The following is a 22,115-nucleotide window of genomic DNA, read 5'->3' on the forward strand; positions in this document are numbered from 1 at the left end:
GGACCGACCCCCACGACGACTCCGCCGGCTGGTCCGGCGGCGTCGTCGTGTGTCGCACGCGCGATACGCGGCGACGGACAGTGACCATACGGACGCTGAGCGTAGTCACTAGGGACTATGTGCCCTAATGCCGTTCGGCCGTTCCCGTCGACGCAGGAGGTGAGACACGCCCAGCCAGGACGTGTCGAGCTGACCGCTCGAGGAGCGTCCGATGCGTCCCCCCGCCCGTTCTCACCCGTTCTTGGCCGCGCTGCTCGCGCTGCCGCTGATCCTGGGAGCCGCTCCGGCGCCCGCATCCGGGCCCGACGGCTCCGGCGGCGCCCTCGGGGCTGTCGCTGAGCTGGCTGGCGAGGTGGTGGGCACGGTCGGTTCCGTGGTCACCGACGCGGGTGATGTGCTGGCCACGACCGCGTGCCGCCCGCCGCTGGTGCTCGAGGCTGCCACCGGTTGCGTGCGGGGGGTCGCGGACGGGCTGCTCGAGTACACCGGTCCCGATGGGGTGGTCGGGACCGTCCCCCGCCCCCACGCGCACCCTCGCGACGAGGAAGGGACCGTCGAGGGCGGCGACGGCCACGACGACGGCGAGGAGGCCGGAGGCGGCGATGAGGGTGTCGTGGTCGCCGCCTCGAGTTCGCGTGATCTGGCGTCGACGCGGCGGCCGGTCGTGTGCGCGCCGGATGGGTCCCACCGGACGGTCGTGGTCTACGGCTACCGCGCTGGCGCGAACCGTCTCTCACAGCACCTGGCGACCATCCGGGCGAGCCTGGAACGCTCCAACCACGCCGTCGCCGAGTCCGGACGGCGCTCCGGCGGCCCGTCGGCCGACCTGCGCGTGCGCTGCGGTGGCGACGGGCAGGTGGCCGTCAGCGCGGTCGAGGTCGGATCGCTGCGCTTCGCCGATCTGCGGGCCACCGTGGCTGCGGCGGGTCACCGCAGCCCCAGCGAGAAGTACCTGGTGTTCGTCGACGCCCCCTCGCCGGACCGGAACGTCTCCGGCACGGCCGACATGTTCGTCGATGCTCGACGCAGCGTGAACAACCTCAACAACGGGGGCCGGTCCATGTACGCGGTGGTGTACGGGGGGTACTTCGCAGGGTCGGTGCCGCTGCACGAGCTCTCACACACCATGGGCGCGGTCCAGCCGGAAGCGCGCGGCAGCGACGGCGCTGGCCACTGCACCGACCAGGTCGATGTCCTGTGCTACCCGGACGCCGGCGCGCGGTGCGGTGCCATCACCTTCGACTGCGGCAACGACACCTACTTCTCGACCAACACCCGGTCGGGCCAGTGGCTGCACCACAACTGGAACGTCGGTTGGGAGGGGAACCGCTTCATCCAGCTGCCGCGCCCGCGGGTCCCCGGCACCTTCTCCGACACCGGTGGGCACACCCACGACGGGATGATCGCCAAGGCGGTCGAGAAGGGTTTCGTGAGCGGGTTCGCCGACGGGACCTTCCGGCCGGACCGGGCCGTGTCGCGTGGGCAGGCATCGTCGCTGCTCGCGGGCGCTTTCTCGCTGGAGGCGAGCCGCCCAGCGAACTTCTCCGATGTCGGGACCGGGACCCACAGCGAGGCCATCAGCGCGGTGGCGGAGGCACGCCTGGTCAGCGGCTACCCCGACGGCACGTTCCGACCGAACGCGCACATCACCCGCGGCCAGCTCGCAACGATCCTGCACCGTGCGTTGCGGCTCCCGAGGGGCGCCACGGGACGGTTCACCGACGTCGCCGGCTCGGTGCACGAACGCAGCATCGATGCGGTCTCGGCCGCCGGCATCGTCTCCGGCTACAGCGATGGCACCTTCCGTCCGAACCGTCCGGTCACGCGGGCGCAAGCGGCCACGATCCTCGTGAGGGCTGCCGCCGCGCGGTGACGGTGGGGTGAGGTCGGGCCGACTCGTGTCGGCGCGACCTCGCCCGTTCCGGTCCCGATCCCGCCCCGTCCGGCGCGGATCGGGGCGGGGTCTACCCTGGCGGTTCGATGCTCCGCGGACCGACGGAGTCAGTGCAGGAGCCGAGCGTGAGCGCCCAGACCGCGGGACCCACCGCCGATCCTGCCGCGCTCGAAGCCCACTACTACGGCGGGCAGGCGGTCATCGAGGGCGTGATGATGCGCGGCTCGGACCGCTGGGCGGTCGCCGTCCGTCGCCCCGACGGGGACATCTGGCTCGAGTGCCACCCCGTCTCCGACGCCCCGCAGCGGCGTCCGTGGCTCCGGGCCCCCCTCGTGCGGGGGTGCTACGCGCTGGTGGACTCGCTGAGGATCGGGACCAGGGCGCTCGGGATCTCCGCCGACCAGGCGCTCGAGGAGGACGGCTCCGACGACGACGACGGTGACGGGGCTGCGGTCGGTGCATCGCTGCTCGTGGCGCTCGTGCTGTTCGTCGGCCTCTTCATCGTGCTGCCGTCCGCCGGCACCAAGGGGGTGGACGCCCTGTTCGGTGGCGGCCTCGGCGACGGGGTCGCGTTCCACACCATCGAATCGGTGGTCCGGATCGGCATCTTCCTGGCCTACCTGTGGGCGATCTCGTTGATCCCCGACATCCGTCGGGTCTTCCAGTACCACGGTGCCGAGCACAAGACGATCGCGGCGTGGGAGCACGACGACGTGCTCGAACCCGCGACGGTCGACCGCTACTCCACCTTCCACGTCCGCTGCGGCACGAACTTCCTCATCCTGGTGATGCTGCTCGCGATGGTCGTCTACACCGTCGGCGGCCTGCTCGTCCCGCCACCCGACGACGCCGGGTTCGGGGTCGCGGTCGCCTACCACGTGGCGCTCCGGGTGGTCCTGCTGCCACTGGTCGCGGGGGTCGCCTACGAGGGCCTGCGGCTCGGGGCCGCGCACGGCGATCACCCGCTGGTGCGTGGCCTGATGGCGCCCGGCCTGTGGTTGCAGCGCATCACCACCCGGCCGCCGTCGGTCGACCAGATCGAGGTGGCGATCCGCTCGTTCGAGGCGGTCGTCCCGGCCGACCTGCGGCTCGGTCGCGTCCCCCCCACCCTCGACAGCGTGGTCACCCTGGCCGAGGACGGGCTCGAGGTGCACCTGACCGACGCGACCACCCGCGTCGCGGGCGAGCCGCTGCCGGTCCCCGACGACCCGGACACGGAGGTTGTCTGAGTGTTGTTCGACCAGCTCGAGCAGCTCGAGGGGCGCTTCCGCGACCTCGAGGCGCAGCTCGCCGACCCGGAGGTCGCCTCCGACGGCGCGCGCTACACCTCGTTGGCCAAACAGCACGCCGAGCTCGCCGACGTCGTGGCCACCTACGTCCACTGGCGCGGCGCCGGCGAGGACCTCGAGACGGCCCGGGAGATGGCCGGCGACGCCGAGGGGGACGACCGCGCTGAGCTGAAGACCGAGATCGAGGAGCTCACGGCCACCCGTGCCCGGCTCGAGGAGGAGCTCAAGCTCCTGCTGGTCCCGAAGGACCCCAACGACGACCGTGACGTCATCCTCGAGGTGCGGTCCGCCGCCGGCGGCGACGAGGCCGGGCTGTTCGCCGGCGAGCTGGTCGAGATGTACGAGCGGTACGCGATCACCATGGGCTGGCGGACCCGGACCCTGTCACGGTCCGAGCAGGGCATCGGCGGCATCAAGGAAGCCGTCCTCGAGGTGACCGGTCGCGGCGCCTACGCCCACCTCAAGCACGAGTCCGGCGTCCACCGCGTCCAACGGGTGCCCGCCACGGAGTCCCAGGGGCGCATCCACACCTCGACCGCGTCGGTCGCGGTGCTGCCGGTCGCCGAGGAGGTCGACGTCCACGTCGATGTCAACGACCTGCGCGTCGATGTCTTCCGCTCATCCGGACCCGGGGGGCAGAGCGTCAACACCACCGACTCGGCCGTCCGCATCACCCACCTGCCGACGGGTCTGGTCGTCAGCTGCCAGGACGAGAAGTCCCAGCACCAGAACCGCGACAAGGCGATGACCATCCTGCGGGCCCGCCTCCTGCAGGCCGAGGAGGAGCGCGCGGCCAGGGAACGGTCGGACGCGCGCAAGGGCCAGATCGGGACGGGGGACCGGTCCGAGAAGATCCGCACCTACAACTTCCCGCAGTCCCGGATCACCGACCACCGGATCAACCTCAGCCTGCACGACCTCACGGGGACCCTCGGCGGTGACCTCGCACCGATCGTGGACGCGCTCCGCCGCGCCGAACGCGAGGCCAAGCTCGCGGCGCTCGACGAGGACCGCTGAGCGGCGGCCGTCCGTCCGCCTCCCGAGGGGTGGGCGCAGGTCTCGACAAGGAGCAACGAGTGGGGCGTGCACGCGTCGACGACGAGGTGGTCCGGCGCGTGGCGGCCCGGCTCGACGCCGGCGGTGTCCCGAACGCGGCCGTCGATGCTCGCCTGCTCGTCGAGCACGTCGTCGAGGTCGTCGGGGCTGCCGCCGGCTGCGGTGGTTCGGTCCTCGACGGGCTGGTCGACCGGCGGCTGGCACGCGTGCCGCTGCAACAGGTGCTCGGCCGGACCTGGTTCCGCACGCTCGAGCTGACCTGCGCTCCCGGCGTCTTCATCCCGCGGCCGGAGACCGAGGTCGTGGCGGGCGTCGCGATCGCTGCCGCAGCCGCCGCCGGCCCCGCCCCCCGGGTCCTCGAGCCCTGCACCGGTTCGGGAGCGATCGCGTGCTCGATCGTCGCCGAGGTCCCGGGCGTGCAGGTCGTCGCCACCGACGTCGATCCCGCCGCGGTCGAGTTGGCCCGTCACAACCTCGCCAGGACCACCGCCGGGCAGGCCGACCCGGACGCGCCGGCGGCCGGGGCCACCGGCGAGGTCCGACAGGGTCACCTGCTCGACCCGATCGACCCGGCCTGGCGCGGGCAGGTCGACGTCCTCGTCGCGAACCCGCCGTACCTGCCGCTCGCCGATCGGACGACCTGGTCGCCGGAGGTCCTGCACGATCCGACGGCCGCGCTCGCTGGGGGCCCGGACGGCCACGAGGTCGTCGACGAGCTGCTGGAGTTGGCTGCGACGTGGCTGCGGGTGGGCGGCACGGTCATCGTCGAGATCGACGACCGGCGGGGTGAGGAGGCGCTCACCTCGGCGACGCGCGCGGGGCTCGTCTCGGCGCGGCTCGTGCAGGACCTGACCGGCCGGGACCGGGCCGTGGTGGCGCAGCGAGCCGGGTAGCGTCGCGGCGACAGCCGCCTCCCACCGACCTGCAGAGGTCCCGAACGTGGCCGAGATCCTGGACGTCACCGTCGACGACCACGCCGATGCCATCGAGCGTGCCGCCTCGGTGCTGCGTGCGTCGAGGCTGGTCGTGCTGCCGACCGACACCGTGTACGGGGTCGCGGCTGACGCCTTCGACGCCGAAGCGACGGGTCGGATCTTCGCCGCCAAGGACCGGGAACGCGTGAACCCCCTCCCCGTGCTGGTGCGGTCGCAGAAGCAGCTGCCCGCGCTGACGCCGCTGGTCAGCGACGTCCTGGACCGCCTCGTGGCGGCCTACTGGCCCGGCCCGTTGACCATCGTGGTGCCAGCGCAGCCACAGCTGCGGTGGGACCTCGGACGCAACGACGGGACCGTCGCGGTCCGCATGCCGCTGGACGACGTCGCCCTCGAGGTCATCCGTGCCGTCGGCCCGCTGGCGGTCACCTCGGCCAACCTCAGCGGCCAGCCGCCCGGTGCCACGGCCGCCGACGCGCACGAGCAGCTCGGTGACGCCGTGGACCTCTACCTCGACGGTGGCCCCCGGTCCGGGGGCCAGCCGTCGACGATCGTCGACGTCACCCGACGCCAGCCGCACGTCCTGCGCGAGGGGGTCGTGCCGACCGACGAGGTGCTCGCGGTCGCCCGAGGCGAGCTCGATCCGTTCGCGGTGCCCGCGCCGGAGGAGCGTGGATCACGGAGGCCGGACGGTGACGACGACGCCGCTCGGGGCGACTCGGAGGGCACCGAGGGGTAGCCTGGAGGCCTTCCGCCTCCTCGCTACTGGAGCTTCGCTTGTCCGGTCCTGCCTCCTCGCGCACGTACTGGGGCCCCGATTTCGCCGCCCTGCAGGCCCTCGATCCGGAGGTCGCGCAGGGCCTGCTGACCGAGCTCGACCGGCAGCGAGGCAAGCTGCAGCTGATCGCCAGCGAGAACTTCGCCTCGCCGGCCGTCCTCGCCGCACAAGGGTCGGTGCTGACCAACAAGTACGCCGAGGGGTACCCGGGCAAGCGGTACTACGGCGGCTGCGAGGAAGCGGTCGACCCGCTCGAGCAGCTGGCCATCGACCGCGCCAAGCAGCTGTTCGGGGCCGATCACGCCAACGTCCAGCCGCACTCCGGCGCCAGCGCCAACATCGCGGCCTACTTCGCCACCGTCTCGCCGGGCGACAAGGTCCTGGCGATGTCGCTGCCCCACGGCGGGCACCTGACCCACGGGATGAAGCTCAACTTCTCGGGCAAGTGGTTCGACGTCGCCTCCTACGGCGTCCGTCAGGACACCGAGGTCATCGACATGGACGAGGTCCGGGCCCTGGCGCTCGAGCACCGTCCGAAGCTGATCATCGCCGGCTGGTCCGCGTACCCCCGCCAGCTCGACTTCGAGGCGTTCCGCGCCATCGCCGACGAGGTCGACGCCACCTTGATGTGTGATGCGGCCCACTTCATCGGGCTGGTCGCCGGCGGCGTGCACCCGAGCCCCGTGCCGTGGTGTGACATCGTCACCTTCACCACCCACAAGACCCTGCGCGGCCCCCGGGGCGCGATCATCCTGGCCAAGGAGCACCTGGCCAAGGCGGTCGACAAGGCCGTGTTCCCCGGCACCCAGGGTGGGCCGCTCGAGCACGTCATCGCCGCCAAGGCCGTGGCCCTGAAGGAGGCGATGGACCCCTCCTTCAAGGAGTACAGCCAGCGCATCCTCGACGACGCGCGGGCGCTCGCCGACGGCCTCACCGACCGCGGCTACCGCGTGACGTCGGGTGGCACCGACACCCACCTGTTCCTCGCCGACGTGACGGGCAAGGGCCTGACGGGCGCTGAAGCCGAGGCTCGAGCCGACGCGGCCGGCATCGTGCTGAACAAGAACGCGATCCCGTTCGACCAGAACCCGCCCGCGGTGGCCTCCGGTATCCGCGCCGGCACGGCCACCGTCGCGACCCAGGGGATGGGGCCGGACGAGCTCACCGCCGTCGCCGGGCTGATCGATCGCGCGCTGACCGGGACCGACGAGGACCGGGCCGCCGTACGCGGCGAGGTGACCGACCTGGTCGGCCGCTTCCCCGCCTACCCCGAACCCCCGAGGCCCTGAGGTGCTCCCCTACCTGCTGGTCGCGCTGACCGCCGCTCTCGTCACGGGCTTCGTGACGCCGCTGGTGGGATGGTTCGCGCGGCGCGTCGGGGCGGTCGACCGGCCCTCCGACCCGCGCAAGGTGCACCGCGAGGAGGTCCCCACCCTCGGTGGCCTGGCGATGTTCGTCGGTCTGCTGGCGTCCGTCGGCGTCGCGGCGCTGCTGCCCGACTTCCGTGACCTGTTCGCGACCACGTCGGAACCGATCGCCATCCTCCTCGGCGCCCTCGCGATCGTGGCCATCGGTGTCGCCGACGACCTGTTCGGGCTGCCCGCGACGGTCAAGCTGGCGGGCCAGCTGCTGGCCGCGCTCGCCGTGGTCGTCTTCGGTATCCAGCTGGTGCACTTCTGGGTCCCGGGTCTGCAGGTCATCGCGCTCTCGTCCGATCTCGGGATGGTGCTGACCGTGTTCGCCCTGGTGGCGATGGTCAACGCGGTCAACCTCATCGACGGCCTCGATGGCCTGGCGGCCGGCGTGGTCGGTATCGCCGCTGTCGCCTTCTTCGTCTTCACGGTGCGCAGCACCTCGTCCGGGCTGGTGGACTCCATCCCGACCGCCGCGCCGTTGTTGGCCGCCACGCTCGTCGGTCTGTGTGTCGGGTTCCTCGTGCACAACACCCACCCCGCGCGCATCTTCATGGGTGACACCGGATCGATGCTGCTCGGGTTGCTGCTGGGTGCTGCGGGCGTGAGCTACGTCGGCCGGACCACGGCACCGTCCTACGTCGACTTCTACGGGTCGGTGCCGCTGTTCATCCCGGCGCTCGTCCTCGCGGTGCCGTTCCTCGACACCGCGTTCGCGATCGGCCGCCGGCTCGTGCGGCGCCAGCCCATCACGGCCGCCGACCGCGGTCACCTCCACCACCTGCTGTTGGCCTTCGGACACTCCCACCGCCGCGCGGTGCTGGTCCTCTACTACTGGTCGGCCCTCCTCGCGGTGGCGTCGGTGGGCCCGGCCTTCGTGCGGCTGCCGACGCTCGCTCCGTGGCTGCTGGCTGCCGCCGTCATCGGCGCCGCGGTGACCGTCGCCGGCACCCGGGCGGACCGTGTCGAGGACGCCGTGGACCTCGTCCCCGACGAGCAGATGCCTGCCGCGGGAGACACCTCGGACGTCAGGCGCTGAGGATGCGTTCAGGGAGCGTGCGTCCGTCGCAGCCGCTTTGGCAGTGCTTCGTCCCGGTTGCTAGCTTCCCCGCACCTCACCTCACCTCCACCGTGCACGGCGCCTTCACTTGTGCTGCCGTGCAGGACGACACGGGCTCGACGATGTCCCTGGCTGCCGGAACTCCGACTGGCGATGCACGCCGTCGTGAGGAGTTCCGCGGTGCGTTCGTCGGGCTCGACGCTGCGTCGGTGATGGGGGTCGAACTGATGGCCGCCACGCTCACGTGGTCCGGGATCGGATGGCTGGTTGACCGCTGGCTCGGTACGCCGCCGTGGTTCCTGGCCATCGGTGCGCTCCTCGGCAACGCGGCGGGCATCTACCTCATCTGGCTGCGCAGCGGCCGGATGCAGGATGCGGCCATCGCCGACCGCGAGGCAGGTCCCCCCGTTGCGCAGTGATACGGCCAGCGGCGACCACCTGCGTTTGGCGAAGCGAGCCAGCGGGCTCCTCGTCGTGCTCACCGTGCCGATCGTCGTTGCCGCCGGGCTGTACGCGAGCGTGTCCGGCGTCGTCGGCAGCCTCGTCGGCGTCAGCTTCGTCGCCCTGCTGTTCGGGGCATCCTCGGCGTCACTGGTCTGGGCGATCGACCACGCGCCCGGACTGGCCGTCGCCGTGATGGCCGGCGGGGCCTTCGCCCGACTCGCCATCTACGCCGCGGTGCTCGTCTCGCTGTCGCACGCCACGTGGCTGCACCGGCCGAGCCTCGCCATGGCGACCGTCGTCGCGACGACGGTGATGTTGGCTGCCGAGATGGTCTGGATCGCTCGCACACCTCGTCTGTTCCACGTCGATGCCGGGGCCGCGCGGCCGACGGCGCACGCTCATCCTTCGCCTCTCGCGTCCGGGGCCCCGACCCCGGACGCGATGCCTCAGAACGGGAGTCGATCGCTGTGACGCCATTCCTCGCAGTCGAGGTCACCTACGGCGGTGAGTTCGAGGGAGCCCTCGACAACATCAACGCGTTGTTCGACATGCCGACGCTCGTCGAGCTCGGCCCGCTCTCGATCAACCGCACGATCCTGATCGCCTTCCTGATGACCGGGATCGCGGCGTTCCTGTTCTTCCGGGCGTTCAAGTCGCCGACGGTGGTCCCCGGCAAGCTGCAGTCCGCCTGCGAGATGGTCATCGACTTCGTCCGCGGCATCGCCGTCGACATCATCGGGCCGGTCAAGGGGCCGAAGTTCGTCCCCCTGCTGACCACCTTCTTCGTCTTCATCCTCTTCATGAACCTGGCGAAGCTGACGCCGTTCCTGATGCTGCCGCCGACGTCCCGGATCGCGTTCCCGCTCGTCCTCGCAGTGACCGCCTGGGTGATCTACGTCTCCGTCGGCATCAGAGAGCAGGGTTTCGGGGGCTACTTCAAGGAGCTCGCGTTCCCACCGGGCGTGCCGAAGGCGCTCTACCTGATCCTGACACCCATCGAACTGATCTCGAACTTGCTCCTCCGGCCGTTCACCCTGATGGTCCGGCTCTTCGCCAACATGGTCGCCGGTCACATCCTCGTGGTGATCACCCTGGTCACGATCCACGTCTTCCTGTACCCGCGCCCGGGCCTGCCCGTGGGCATCCTCGCGTTGCTGGCTTCGCCCGTGGTCTTCATCTTCGAGCTGTTCATCATCGCTCTGCAGGCCTACATCTTCACGATGCTGACCGCGGTCTACATCAGTTCCTCTGTGGAGCCCGCCCACTAGCGCCGCACCGACTCCGCGCGGCGATCGCTCGCGCGGCACACGCTCACAGCGCCGGGGATCCGGCGCACCTCGTCACCAAGGAGAAACCCCATGGATCTGGTCTACCTGGCGCAGGCAGCTGCGGCTGAATCGAACGTGGGCAACGGACTCGTCTACGGCCTGGCTGCGATCGGGCCGGGTATCGGCCTCGGCATCCTCATCGGGAAGGCCGTCGAGTCGATGGCACGTCAGCCCGAGGCGGCCGGCATGGTCCGCACCACGATGTTCATCGGCATCGCCGTCATCGAGGCGCTGGCGCTGCTGGGCTTCGTCCTCGCCTTCGCCATCTAGGAGCCCTCATGCTCACCCTGCTCGCAGTCGCTGAAGGCGAGGCCGAGAGCCTCGAGCTCCTCCCGGCCGTGCCGGAGCTCATCTGGGGTGCGGTCGCCTTCTTCCTGATGATGCTGTTCATCGTCAAGTACGTCTTCCCGAAGGCGAACCAGGTCCTCGAGGACCGCAGCGCCGCCATCGTGGGAAAGATGGAGGCGGCGGACCGCAAGCTGCAGGAAGCGGAAGCTTCCAAGGCCGAGTTCGACGCGCAGATCGCCGACGCGCGTGGCGAAGCTGCCCGCATCGTCGACGAGGCCAAGCAGACCGCCGAACAGCTCCGGGCGAACATCATCGCCAAGGCCGAGGACGAGGCGGCGGCGCTGCTCGACAAGGCGCGTGCCGACGTCGACGCCGAACGCGACCGTCTGCTCCAGGAGCTGCGTGCGCAGGTCGGTGTGATCTCGGTCGACCTGGCCGGACGCATCGTCGAGCGCGAGCTCGACCCCGGCACCCACCAGGCGCTGGTCGACGACTACATCCAGAACCTGTCGCGGGCGAACTGACCACCCCGCTGACGGCCCACGAGGACCGACGATGACGACCGATCGGACGAGCGCGTACGCGCAGGCCGTGGTCGCGCTCGCCACCGGCGAGGGCGCCCTCGACGCCGTCGAGGACGAGCTCCTCACGGTGGCGCGTGCGATCGACGCCAGCGACGAGCTGCGCCGCCAGCTGACCGACCAGCACCTGCCGGTCGGTCGGCGCCTGACCTTCGCCGAGTCCTCCGCCCTGCAGGCGGCGCACCCGGCCACCCGCTCGGCCCTGGCGATGATCATCGCCGCGGATCGCGTCGGTGAGCTGCCCGCCATCGCGGACGAGGTCGCCAAGCAGGCGGCCCGCCGGCGTGACGCCGAGGTGGCGGAGGTGTACGTCGCGGTGCCGCTCGACGAGGCGCAGCGTGCGTCGCTGAAGACCGCGCTCGAGCGCGCCACCGGCAAGACCCTGGACCTGAAGGTGTTCGTCGACCAGGACGTGGTCGGCGGCGTCCGGGCCAAGATCGGCGACACCGTCATCGACGGCACGCTCGCCAAGCGACTCGATGACCTCCGCGGCCGAGTCGGTCGTTAGCAGCCACACGGCGACGTGCCCGCGCACGACGTCACGCACCCCCCGAGCACGCGCAGCAGCGGGTACGCGGCAACCGACCTGAAGAGGAAGACCGCCAGATGAGCGACCTCTCGATCCGTTCGGAGGACATCTCCTCCGCCATCCAGAAGATGTTGGAGGGCTACGAGCCCGGCCTCGCCCAGGAGCAGGTGGGGCGTGTCACCGAGACCGGTGACGGCATCGCCACCATCTCCGGGCTGCCCGGGACGTTGGCCAACGAGCTGCTGGACTTCGGCGGTGGCGTGTTCGGTATGGCCATGAACCTCGACGAGCACGAGATCGGTGCCGCGGTGTTCGCCGACGCGGCCTCCATCGAGCAGGGCCAGACCGTCCGCCGCACCGACCGGGTCCTGTCCGTGCCCGTCGGTGACGCGCTGCTCGGCCGCGTGGTCGACCCGCTCGGTCGGCCGATCGATGGCAAGGGCGCGCTCGACGAGGCCCGCATGGACGGCACGCGGCCGCTCGAGGTCCAGGCGCCTGGCGTCGTCGACCGTCAGCCGGTCCACGAGCCGATGCAGACCGGCATCAAGGTCATCGACGTCATGACGCCGATCGGTCGCGGTCAGCGCGAGCTGATCATCGGTGACCGCCAGACCGGCAAGACGGCGATCGCGATCGATGCGATCATCAACCAGAAGCAGCTCTGGGGCACCCCCGAAGCGGTCAAGTGCATCTACGTCGCCATCGGCCAGAAGGGCTCCACGGTCGCCGAGGTCGTGGCGACCCTCGAACGCTTCGGCGCGATGGAGTACACGACGGTCGTCAACGCCCCGGCGTCGGATCCAGCGCCCTTCCAGTACATCGCCCCGTACGCGGGCGCGGCCATCGGTGCCAACTGGATGTACAAGGGCGAGCACGTCCTGGTGATCTACGACGACCTCTCCAAGCAGGCTGACGCCTACCGCCAGCTGTCGCTGCTGCTGCGTCGCCCCCCGGGTCGCGAGGCCTACCCCGGTGACGTCTTCTACCTCCACAGCCGCTTGCTCGAACGTGCCGCCAAGCTGAACGACGAGCTCGGTGCGGGTTCGATGACGGCGCTGCCGATCGTCGAGACCAAGGCCAACGACGTCTCGGCGTACATCCCGACCAACGTGATCTCGATCACCGACGGGCAGATCTTCCTCGAGACCGACCTGTTCTTCCAGGGCGTCCGCCCCGCGATGAACCCGGGTATCTCGGTCTCCCGCGTCGGTGGTTCGGCGCAGCGTCCGGCCATGAAGGCGGTGTCCGGCACCGTGCGGCTCGAGCTCGCCCAGTACCGCGAGCTCGAAGCGTTCGCCCAGTTCGGCTCCGACCTCGACAAGGCGTCGCAGCAGCAGATCGCCCGCGGTGAGCGCGTCGTCGAGGTCCTCAAGCAGCCGCAGTTCAAGCCGCTGCCGGTCGAGCTGCAGGTCGCCTCGGTCTTCGCCGTCACGGAGGGCTTCCTCGACGACATCCCCGTCGGTGACGTCGCCCGCTACGAGGACGAGCTGCACGAGTTCCTCCAGACCCGTCACGACGGGCTGCTCGAGCGTCTGCGCACCGGCAAGCTCAAGGACGAGCTCACCGACGAGCTGAAGTCCGCGATGTCCGACTTCGCCGACACCTTCGAGCCCAGCGAGCAGGCGGTCGCCCCGGAGGAGAACGAGGGCTGGGACGCGATGGCCGCCTCCAGCGAGACCGTCGAGGAGTAGGACCTCGCGTTCGACGGTGCGCCGGGACCGGCCGTGCTGACGAGGTGAGGTGACGAGGAGGACGAGGTGGCAGGTAGCGGTCAGATCCGCCAGCTGCGGCGACGGATCAAGTCGGTGCGCAGCACCCAGAAGATCACCCGCGCCATGGAGATGATCGCGGCGTCGCGCATCGTCAAGGCGCAGCGTCGCGTCCGCGAAGCCCGTCCCTACGCCGAGCAGATCCACCTGATCATCAAGGGGCTGGCCGCCAGCTCCGACGTGGCCAACCACCCCCTGCTGCACGTGCGCGAGGAGACGCGCACCGTCGCGGTCGTCGTGCTCACCTCCGACCGGGGCCTGGCGGGCGCGTACAACGCCAACATCCTCAAGCTCGCCGAGCGGACCATCCGCGACGAGGAGTCCGCCGGTCGGTCGGTCGACGTCTACGTCGTCGGCCGCAAGGGCAAGGGCTACTTCGCCTACCGCGGTCGCCAGAGCGTGCGGACCTGGGAGGGTGTCACCGACGAACCTGCGCTCGAGGACGCCGCCGGTATCGGTGAGACGGTCATGGAGCGCTACGTCGCTGGCGAGCTCGACAAGGTCTGGCTGGTCTACACCGACTTCAAGTCGTCGCTGACCCAGGTGCCGGTCCGCATGGAGCTGCTGCCGGTCAAGCCCGAGGAGTTCGGCGGCGGTGACGAGATCGCCCCCGAGTTCTTGTTCATCCCGGACCGCGACACCATCCTCGACCGCCTCATCCCGCGGTACGTCGAGGCCAAGGTCTTCCACGGCCTGCTCGAATCGTCGGCCTCCGAGCACGCTGCCCGCCAGCGCGCGATGAAGTCCGCGACCGACAACGCCAACGACGTGGCCAGCTCCATGTCGCAGGTCATGAACCAGGCACGTCAGGACCAGATCACCACCGAGATCTCCGAGATCGTCGGTGGCGCCGAAGCCCTCTCCCAGGGTCGCTGAGCGGCGCACCAGCCCACCCCGCACGCGGCTCGCGATGAGCAGCCAGGTCCCGTTCACGGGACGCAGAAGCCAGGAGCAGCAGATGTCGACGATGCAGACCACCACGGTCACCGATGGTCCCGCCGCGGGTGCGGAGGGTCGCATCATCCGCGTCATCGGTCCCGTCGTGGACGTGGAGTTCCCGCCGGGTGACGTGCCGGAGATCAACACCGCGCTCACCTTCGAGCGCCGTGAGGGTGATCAGGACGTCACGCTGACCGCCGAGGTCGCCCAGCACATCGGTGACAACCGGGTGCGCGCGATCTGCATGCAGCCGACCGACGGTGTCGTCCGTGGCGCTGCCGTCACCGACACCGGCTCGCCGATCACCGTGCCGGTCGGTCCCGGCACCCTCGGCCACATCTACAACGTGCTCGGCGAACCGCTCGACACCACGATCGACCAGATCGATGCCGACACGCGCTGGTCGATCCACCGTGACCCGCCGAAGTTCGACGAGCTCGAGCCGCAGGCCGAGATGTTCGAGACCGGCATCAAGGTCATCGATCTCGTCGAGCCGTACGTGAAGGGCGGCAAGATCGGCATGTTCGGCGGCGCCGGCGTGGGCAAGACCGTCGTCATCCAGGAGATGATCAACCGCGTCGCCCAGCAGCACGGTGGTGTGTCGGTGTTCGCCGGCGTCGGCGAGCGCACCCGTGAGGGCACCGACCTCCTGATCGAGATGGAGGAGGCCGGCGTCCTCGAGAAGGCCGCCCTCGTCTACGGCCAGATGGATGAGCCGCCGGGCGTGCGTCTGCGCGTGGCCCTGTCGGCCCTCACCATGGCCGAGTACTTCCGCGACGAGATGCGCCAGGACGTGCTGCTGTTCGTCGACAACGTCTTCCGTTTCGTCCAGGCGGGTATGGAGGTCTCCACCCTCCTCGGTCGCATGCCGTCGGCCGCCGGTTACCAGCCGACGCTGACCAACGAGATGGGCCAGCTGCAGGAGCGGATCACCTCGACCAAGGGTCGCTCCATCACCTCGCTGCAGGCCGTCTACGTGCCCGCCGACGACATCACCGACCCGGCGCCGCACACGACCTTCGCTCACCTCGACGCCCAGACCGTCCTGTCGCGTGACATCGCGTCGCTCGGTATCTACCCCGCGGTCGACCCACTCGACTCGACCTCGCGCATCCTCGACCCGATGGTCGTCGGTGACGAGCACTACGCCGTCGCCGTCGGCGTCCAGCAGGTCCTGCAGCGCTACAAGGACCTCCAGGACATCATCGCCATCCTCGGGATCGACGAGCTCTCCGAAGAGGACAAGGTCACCGTCTCCCGTGCCCGCAAGGCGCAGCGGTTCTTCTCGCAGAACTTCTACGTGGCCGAGCAGTTCACCGGCAACAAGGGTGTCTACGTCCCGGTCTCCGACACCATCGAGGGCTTCCGTGCCCTGATCGACGGTGACCTCGACGACCTGCCCGAGCAGGCCTTCCTGTACGCCGGTGACGTCGACGACGTCCAGCGCAAGGCCGCCGAGCTGGCCTGACCGGCCGCCCGGTCACCCCAGCCGCCCACCCCGCTTCACCGAGGAGATCCCCGTGGCGACGATGCACGTCGAGGTGGTCTCGGCCGAGAAGTCCCTGCTCTCGGGCGAGGCGACCGAGCTGTCCGCCCGCGCGCTCGACGGTGAGATCGGCATCCTGCCGGGTCACCAGCCGGCGCTGGTCGCGCTCGACATCGGGCCGGTGAAGGTCACCTTCGACGACGGCCACACCGAACGGGTCGCCGTGCACAACGGCTTCCTGTTCGTCGGTCGTGACAAGGTCATCATCCTGGCCGACACGGCCGAGCTCGCCAGCGAGATCGACCGCGCCCGCGCCGAGGCGGAGGTCAAGCGGCTGGAGCAGAAGCTGTCCGAGGGAGAGGACGCCTCGATGCGGACCTCCCTGGCCAAGCAACGCCTGCGTGTGGACGTCGCCGCGAGCAGCTGAGCCGGGTCTAGAGCGCCTCGACACGGCCGTCCGGCCGCGCGAGATCTGGTCGCTCGAACCCTCTCCGGGACCGCACACGGTCGCCTACGCTGTGTCACCTCGGGCAGCCTCCGGGACCCGCGACCGGATGACCGCGGGAGGGCTGCACGACGTGGCGGGGGAGGCGGGAGCGTGGACGCCGGACGGGTCGAGGTAGCGGCCGACCTGGCCGCCTCGTTGGCGACCGCCGGCACCGTCCAGGCCGCCGCCGATGCCGTGGTGAGCCACCTCGCGGCGGGCGGTTTCAAGCTCCCGAGCGTCTACCTCGAGCAGGCGGGCAGGTTGCGCTGCCTCGCCCAGCGCGGGTACTGGCAGATCCTCGACGGGATCCCGTGCGACGTCGGGGTCATGGGGCGAGCGGTCCGTACCGGACGGACCGTGGAGATCGACGACGCCCGGGCCGAGCCCGAGTTCCTCTTCGCCGCCCCCGACCTGCTGCGCCAGATCACCGTCCCCGTCCGTCACGAGGGCCGCGTCGTCGGCGCGCTCAACGTCGAGTCGCGCGAGCCGTTCCCGTCGGGTGCGCGGGACACCATCGAGCGGGTCGTGGCCGCCTTCGAGACGCGGCTCGCCGAACTCGGTGGGCCGCCGGCCGAATCCATCGCGCAACGGGTGGCCAGGCTCGCGTCCGCCATGACCGAGCTGACCGAGGAGGCCGACATCCACCGCGCCGTCCTCGCGGCAGCGATCGAGTTCGCCGGGACCTCGACCGCGGCGCTCCTCGAGCCCGATGGGTCGAGCTACGCGCGCATCGTGGCCAGCCAGGGGCCGCTCAGCGAGGCGCTCGCGGAGGTCGAACCCATCGATCTCGGCCAGCTGGACGGGTTCGTGATGGCGGGTTCGTCGCTGTACGCCTCCGGTACCGAGGACAGCGATCTCGTGATGCACGGCCGGCTGCGGGACGCGGGGGTGGGGTCGCTGGCGGTGGTCCCGCTGCGGGCGAGCGGTGAGCACCTCGGCTGCCTCGTGGTGGCCGAGGCGACGGAGCGGGACTTCGAGCCGGTCGCCATGCCGATCCTGGAGATCCTCGGGGCCCAGGCTGCGGCCAGCATCCGTGCCGTCCGGACGCTCGACGAGCTCCGGCTCCGTGCGCGCCAGGACCCGTTGACCGAGCTCGGCCACCACGCGACGTTCCAGGAGGAGCTCCGCGCACGGTTGGCGGCGACCCCACCGGGCCACCAGGTCGCGCTCCTGCTCGTCGACGTGGACAACTTCAAGGCGATCAACGACCGCGACGGTCACCGGGCGGGGGACCGGATCCTGCGGGAGGTCAGCCACGCGCTGGCGTCGGTCCTCCGGGCCGGCGACCAGCTGTACCGGATCGGGGGGGACGAGTTCACCACCGTGCTGGAGGTCGGCGGCCTCGCCGAAGCCGAGGACATCGCTCGCCGCATGATCGTGGCGGCCAGGCGCGGGCCGACGACGGTGTCGGTCGGCGTCGCCATCGCGGCCGATGGGGAGGGCGCCGACGACCTGGTCGATCGCGCCGACGAGGCGATGTACGGCGCCAAGCGATCCGGCCGTGACACCGCTGGTGTCGCTCCGTAGCCCGACGGCTGCGGATCGGATCGCGGCTCCGACACCCGGCCTTCGACCCCGGCCCCCGGCCCGGCCGGCGGTGTGAACAGCGCCGGTACGCTCCGGCGATGCTCGATCCCACCTCCTCCGACGACGTCTTCGTCGTGCACGGCGGCGCACCCCTGCGGGGCACCGTCCGGCTCTCGGGCGCCAAGAACTCGGCGCTGAAGCTCATGGCGGCGGCCATCCTCTGCGACGGTGAGCTCCGGCTCAGCGAGATCCCCGCCATCGCCGATGTCCCCGTCATGGTCGACGTGCTCCGCGGTCTCGGGCTCGAGGTGGACCTCGACCTCGACGCGGGGACCTGCGTGATCGACGCCTCGGAGGAACCGGACTGGCACGCGCCCGCGGACGCGGTGTCGCGCATCCGCGCCTCGTTGTCGGTGCTCGGCCCGCTGGTCGGGCGCACACGCCGCGCCCGGCTCGCGCTGCCGGGCGGGGACAAGATCGGTGCTCGCGCCATCGACATGCACCTGCGTGGGTTGGAAGCGATGGGTGCGACCGTCTGGCAGCGCGATGACGAGGTCGAGGTCCACGCCGATGAGCTGCACGGCGCGTTGCTGACGCTCGACTTCCCGTCCGTCGGCGCCACCGAGAACCTGCTGCTCGCCGCCGTGCTCGCCGATGGCGAGACCGTCATCGAGAACGCCGCCCGAGAACCCGAGATCCAGGATCTGTGCCGCATGCTCGTGGCGATGGGCGCGGTCATGGACGGCATCGGGTCACCGACCCTGTCGATCGAGGGCGTCGATCGGCTCGCCCCCACCGAGTGGGTGACCTGTCCCGACCGGATCGAAGCCGGCACGTACGCCATGGCTGCGGCGCTGACGGGTGGTGACGTGGTCATCGAGCGCGTCCGATCGACCGACCTCACGCTGCCGCTGATCAAGCTCCGTGCCGCGGGGGTCGTGGTCGAGGAGGGCGCCGATTCGCTGCGGGTCAAGGGCGGCGACCTCGACGCGGTGGACGTGGTCACCCTCCCCTACCCCGGCTTCCCCACGGACCTGCAGCCGCAGCTGATGGTGCTGCTGAGCCAGGCCGAGGGCACCTCGCGTTGCACCGAGAACGTCTTCGAGTCCCGGTTCTCGTTCGTCGACGAGCTGCGCCGCATGGGCGCCGACATCGAGATCGACGGGCACCACGCGCTGATCCGCGGACCGTCCCAGCTGCACGGGGCCACCCTGACCGGGCTCGACGTCCGCGCCGGCGCCGCTGGGACGCTCGCCGGGCTCGTCGCCACGGGGACGACCATCATCCGCGACGTCCACCACGTCGACCGCGGGTACGCCGCGTGGGTCCCGCGGCTGCAGGAGCTCGGCGCCGATGTCCAACGCGTGCCCGCTTCCGAGCTCGGTCCGGTCCCCGGGCCCGGCGATGCGTGACCCGAGCCGCCGGCTCACCGCGCTGCTCGTCCTCCCGCTCGCCGCGGTCGCTGCGCTGAGCGCGGGCGCGCGCGCCGACGAGGTGGTGATCACCGTCGGATCCCCCGCCCCTGACGCTCCGGGGATCGAACAGGTCGACGTCCCCACCGACCCGGTCGACCTCGGCGTCGTGGACGCCCCCGTCACCTTCGCCGCCGGCCCGGGGGTCGCGCTCGAGCTCGCGGACGGTCGCCGCTTCCTCGATCGGCTCGAGCTCCGGCAGCCGGGGGATGGGCAGGTGCTGGTCAACGACCTCACCATCGACGACTACGTGGCGGGGGTCGCCGAGATGCCGAGCCGGTGGCACCTCGAGGCCCTGAAGGCGCAGGCCGTGGCCGCCCGGACCTACGCCTGGCACCAGGCCGAGCTCGGGACCTTCGCATCGCGCGGCTACGACATCTGCGACACCGTCGACTGCCAGGCCTTCGTCGGCGCGGCGCAGGAGGAGGGTGACGGTGATCGCTGGCGAGCGGCGGTCGAAGCCACCCGTGGCGAGGTGCTCCTCGACGACGGTGGCGGTCCGATCCTCGCCCGGTACTTCTCGACCTCCGGGGGGCGGACCCTGCCCAACGAGGTGGTCTTCCCGCGCTCCGGTCCACGGCCGTACCTGACCGGCGTCGACGACCCCGAGGATGCCGTCTCGCCCTACCACCGCTGGGAGGTCACCTTCAGCCGCGAGGAGTTCGATGCGATCCTCGGCCGAGGTGAGACGCTCGCCGCCGCCGTCCCCGTCGCCACGATCGAGCGCCTCGGTCCCGTGGACGAACCGGGAGCGGACCTGCGGGTGACCGGCCGCGAGGGCACCGAGGTGGTCGTCGACAGCGTCGACCTGCGCAGCTTCGTGTCCTCGGTCGCGCCGTCGCTGTACCCCGATCGGTTCCCGACCGTCCGTTCCGACGGTCTCCGGCCGCTGCCGACGACCCTGCCCTCGTCACGGTTCGAGGTGGCCGTCGGCGACGACGGGGTCGTGGTCTCCGGCCGCGGGTGGGGGCACGCGGTCGGCATGGGGCAGTACGGCGCGTGGGGACGGGCGGAAGCCGGCGCCAGCTACGTCGAGATCCTCGCCGCGTATTACACCGGGCTCGAGCCGACGACCCCCGACGCGCTGCCGGAGCGGATGCGGGTCGGGCTGTCGCGGCCGGCCGTCGGCAGCGTCACACCCGACGGTCCGATGTCGATCACCGCCGCAGGTGAGGTCGTGGTCGAGGGTGCGGCGGGCACGTGGACGGTCGTGGCGGCGGGGTCCGGCGTGCGCCTGAGCGCACCAGCCGGGTGGGGCGAGCCCGCGGCCATCTCGCGCACCGAGGAGGCCATCGGCGTACCGACCCTGCCACGCGCGATCGCGGTCGAAGCGGTGTCCGCCGTGCCCGGTCTGGTCACGCTGCGGGTCACCGACACCGACGGCGAGGTCGTCCTCGAGCGGGAGCTCGGCGCATCCGGTCCGGGCCGCCAGGTGGGCGTCTGGGACCTGAACGGTCCCGATGGTGAGCCCGTGCCGACCGGCGCCTACGAGGTCGCGCTCGCCGTCACCGCAGCCGATGGCTCCGTGGCCGCCACACCGCTCCCGGTCGCGCTCGATGTCCCGGACCCGCCCCCGGCGAGCCCGCTCGGCGGCGACGGACCGCCGTGGCTGGCGATCGGACTGATCGTTGCGGCGTTGGTCGGGGGCATCGTGCTCGTGCGACGGCGTGGCGGCAGCGGTGTCGGCGCGGCACCCTCCGGCCCCCGCCGGGTGGATCCGCCCGACGTCGCGTCGTCATCCGGTCACGCGTCCGCCCGCAGCTCCGCGTCCGCTCCCCACCCCGCTCCGCCGCCGGCCTCGAGGAGGTCCTAGGTGACCTACCCGCCGCCCCCGCCCCCGCCGCCGTCCCCCCCAGCGCCGGATGTGCCACCGCCACCGCCGGCCACCGCGGAGGTGCGCACCGACGACCCCGCGTGGCCCCCGCTGCCTCGCGGTTGGTGGCGCGGCACGAGCCCCGAAGCGACCTTCCCCGTGCCGTTCACGCTCGCCGATGGCTTCGGTCTGTTCGCGTGGTTCCTGCTCGGCCAGCTCATCATCGCGCTGCCGCTGACGTTCGCCCTGTTCGCGTTCGGCGTCGACCCGACCGACACCGAGAGCCCCGGGGCGCTCGTCGCCGTGATCCTGACGCAGGCCGGGGTGATCGTCACCGGGCTCGGCTACCTGAAGCTGCGGGGGCGGCTGACGTGGCGCCTGTGGGGACCCATCCGGCCCGCCTGGAGCCACGTCGGGTGGGGGATCCTCGTCGGCGTCGGTGGGTTCCTCGGCATCCAGGTCACGCTCGGGTTGCTGCTCACCCTCCTCGGGGACACCGATCAACCGCAGCAACAGCTGCTGACGGTGGTCGGCAGCGACACGCTCGCGACGGTGCTCGTCGTGCTGGCCGCGGTGGTGCTCGCACCGATCGGCGAGGAGCTGTTCTTCCGCGGCATCCTCTTCCAGGCGCTCCGCCGCCGGGTCGGGCTGTGGCCCGCCGCCGTGATCAGCTCGGTGCCGTTCGGTGCGGTGCACGTCGAGGTCATCGGTCCCGAGGCGCTGCCGGCCATCCTCGTGGCGGTCATCCTGCTCTGCCTCGGGGTCCTGCCCCGCTTCCCGACCCCGGTCCGGTTCGCGCTCGGGACGCTCGGTCTGGCCGCCCTGGCCTTCGCCGTCTCGCTCGGTGGGTGGGGCGCCGTGCTGCTCCCGAGCGGCCTGGCCGCGCTCGGGTTCGTGCTCGCCATCGCCTTCCACCGCACCGGGAACCTGCTGGTGCCGATCGTGGGACACGCGGTCTTCAACGGCATCGCGATCAGCTTGACCCTGGTCGCCCAGAACCTCGACCTCCCGGTCTGACCGGAGGGTCCCCA

The 22,115-nt window shown here is 71.2% G+C and carries 21 protein-coding genes; all 21 read left to right on the top strand.

Annotated features, from left to right (window positions below; genetic code table 11):
- Nucleotides 1-211: 211 nt before the first annotated feature.
- The 21 genes from WEB03_RS00515 to WEB03_RS00615 all read left to right on the top strand — a co-directional run bounded on the left by WEB03_RS00515 (nt 212) and on the right by WEB03_RS00615 (nt 22,101).
- Complete coding sequence (locus WEB03_RS00515) at nt 212-1,873, top strand: S-layer homology domain-containing protein (protein ID WP_368069016.1); 1,662 nt, start codon at nt 212-214, stop codon at nt 1,871-1,873.
- Between the two features lie 146 nt (nt 1,874-2,019).
- Nucleotides 2,020-3,123, top strand: coding sequence for a DUF1385 domain-containing protein (locus WEB03_RS00520; RefSeq protein WP_368069017.1), 1,104 nt, complete (start codon nt 2,020-2,022; stop codon nt 3,121-3,123).
- Nucleotides 3,124-3,126: 3 nt separating this feature from the next.
- Nucleotides 3,127-4,200: a peptide chain release factor 1 gene (prfA, locus tag WEB03_RS00525; RefSeq protein WP_368069050.1), complete on the top strand. Its 1,074-nt coding sequence runs from the start codon at nt 3,127-3,129 to the stop codon at nt 4,198-4,200.
- A gap of 59 nt (nt 4,201-4,259) precedes the next feature.
- The gene (locus WEB03_RS00530) at nt 4,260-5,132 is read left to right on the top strand and encodes a class I SAM-dependent methyltransferase (protein ID WP_368069018.1); all 873 of its coding nucleotides are present in this window, start codon (nt 4,260-4,262) and stop codon (nt 5,130-5,132) included.
- 46 nt (nt 5,133-5,178) lie between these two features.
- Nucleotides 5,179-5,910: an L-threonylcarbamoyladenylate synthase gene (locus WEB03_RS00535; RefSeq protein ID WP_368069019.1), complete on the top strand. Its 732-nt coding sequence runs from the start codon at nt 5,179-5,181 to the stop codon at nt 5,908-5,910.
- A 38-nt stretch (nt 5,911-5,948) separates the two neighbouring features.
- Nucleotides 5,949-7,238 (top strand): serine hydroxymethyltransferase, encoded by a 1,290-nt coding sequence (gene glyA, locus WEB03_RS00540; RefSeq protein ID WP_368069020.1) that lies wholly within the window; start codon nt 5,949-5,951, stop codon nt 7,236-7,238.
- 1 nt (nt 7,239) lies between these two features.
- Nucleotides 7,240-8,400, top strand: coding sequence for a glycosyltransferase family 4 protein (locus tag WEB03_RS00545; protein ID WP_368069021.1), 1,161 nt, complete (start codon nt 7,240-7,242; stop codon nt 8,398-8,400).
- 119 nt (nt 8,401-8,519) lie between these two features.
- Nucleotides 8,520-8,840, top strand: a complete 321-nt coding sequence (locus WEB03_RS00550) for an AtpZ/AtpI family protein (RefSeq protein WP_368069022.1) — start codon at nt 8,520-8,522, stop codon at nt 8,838-8,840.
- Complete coding sequence (locus WEB03_RS00555; RefSeq protein ID WP_368069023.1) at nt 8,830-9,336, top strand: hypothetical protein; 507 nt, start codon at nt 8,830-8,832, stop codon at nt 9,334-9,336. The genes WEB03_RS00550 and WEB03_RS00555 overlap by 11 nt, the downstream gene beginning before the upstream one ends.
- A complete protein-coding gene (gene atpB / locus WEB03_RS00560) occupies nt 9,333-10,133 on the top strand; it encodes a F0F1 ATP synthase subunit A (RefSeq protein WP_368069024.1) in 801 nt (266 codons plus the stop codon). Before WEB03_RS00555 ends, atpB begins: the two co-directional genes overlap by 4 nt.
- A 90-nt stretch (nt 10,134-10,223) precedes the next feature.
- Nucleotides 10,224-10,463, top strand: coding sequence for an ATP synthase F0 subunit C (gene atpE / locus WEB03_RS00565; RefSeq protein ID WP_368069025.1), 240 nt, complete (start codon nt 10,224-10,226; stop codon nt 10,461-10,463).
- A gap of 8 nt (nt 10,464-10,471) precedes the next feature.
- Nucleotides 10,472-11,005 carry a F0F1 ATP synthase subunit B gene (gene atpF, locus WEB03_RS00570; protein ID WP_368069026.1) on the top strand — a complete coding sequence of 178 codons (534 nt, stop codon included), beginning with the start codon at nt 10,472-10,474 and terminating at the stop codon, nt 11,003-11,005.
- 31 nt (nt 11,006-11,036) lie between these two features.
- Entirely contained in the window at nt 11,037-11,570 is a 534-nt protein-coding gene (atpH, locus tag WEB03_RS00575; protein ID WP_368069027.1) for an ATP synthase F1 subunit delta, read from the top strand.
- A 98-nt stretch (nt 11,571-11,668) separates the two neighbouring features.
- A complete protein-coding gene (atpA, locus tag WEB03_RS00580) occupies nt 11,669-13,282 on the top strand; it encodes a F0F1 ATP synthase subunit alpha (RefSeq protein ID WP_368069028.1) in 1,614 nt (537 codons plus the stop codon).
- 66 nt (nt 13,283-13,348) lie between these two features.
- Complete coding sequence (locus WEB03_RS00585) at nt 13,349-14,236, top strand: F0F1 ATP synthase subunit gamma (protein ID WP_368069029.1); 888 nt, start codon at nt 13,349-13,351, stop codon at nt 14,234-14,236.
- A gap of 82 nt (nt 14,237-14,318) precedes the next feature.
- Entirely contained in the window at nt 14,319-15,767 is a 1,449-nt protein-coding gene (atpD, locus tag WEB03_RS00590) for a F0F1 ATP synthase subunit beta (protein WP_368069030.1), read from the top strand.
- Nucleotides 15,768-15,828: 61 nt separating this feature from the next.
- The gene (atpC, locus tag WEB03_RS00595; protein WP_368069051.1) at nt 15,829-16,212 is read left to right on the top strand and encodes an ATP synthase F1 subunit epsilon; all 384 of its coding nucleotides are present in this window, start codon (nt 15,829-15,831) and stop codon (nt 16,210-16,212) included.
- Nucleotides 16,213-16,383: 171 nt separating this feature from the next.
- On the top strand, nt 16,384-17,799 hold the full coding sequence (locus WEB03_RS00600; RefSeq protein WP_368069031.1) for a diguanylate cyclase: 1,416 nt from the start codon (nt 16,384-16,386) through the stop codon (nt 17,797-17,799).
- 98 nt (nt 17,800-17,897) lie between these two features.
- Nucleotides 17,898-19,211 (top strand): UDP-N-acetylglucosamine 1-carboxyvinyltransferase, encoded by a 1,314-nt coding sequence (gene murA, locus WEB03_RS00605; RefSeq protein WP_368069032.1) that lies wholly within the window; start codon nt 17,898-17,900, stop codon nt 19,209-19,211.
- Complete coding sequence (locus tag WEB03_RS00610) at nt 19,204-21,084, top strand: SpoIID/LytB domain-containing protein (RefSeq protein WP_368069033.1); 1,881 nt, start codon at nt 19,204-19,206, stop codon at nt 21,082-21,084. The genes murA and WEB03_RS00610 overlap by 8 nt, the downstream gene beginning before the upstream one ends.
- Nucleotides 21,085-22,101 (top strand): lysostaphin resistance A-like protein, encoded by a 1,017-nt coding sequence (locus WEB03_RS00615; RefSeq protein WP_368069034.1) that lies wholly within the window; start codon nt 21,085-21,087, stop codon nt 22,099-22,101. It abuts the gene before it with no gap.
- The last annotated feature ends 14 nt before the right edge of the window (nt 22,102-22,115 follow it).

The sequence above is a fragment of the Nitriliruptor sp. genome (genome assembly GCF_040882075.1).
Taxonomy (GTDB): Bacteria; Actinomycetota; Nitriliruptoria; order Nitriliruptorales; family Nitriliruptoraceae; genus Nitriliruptor.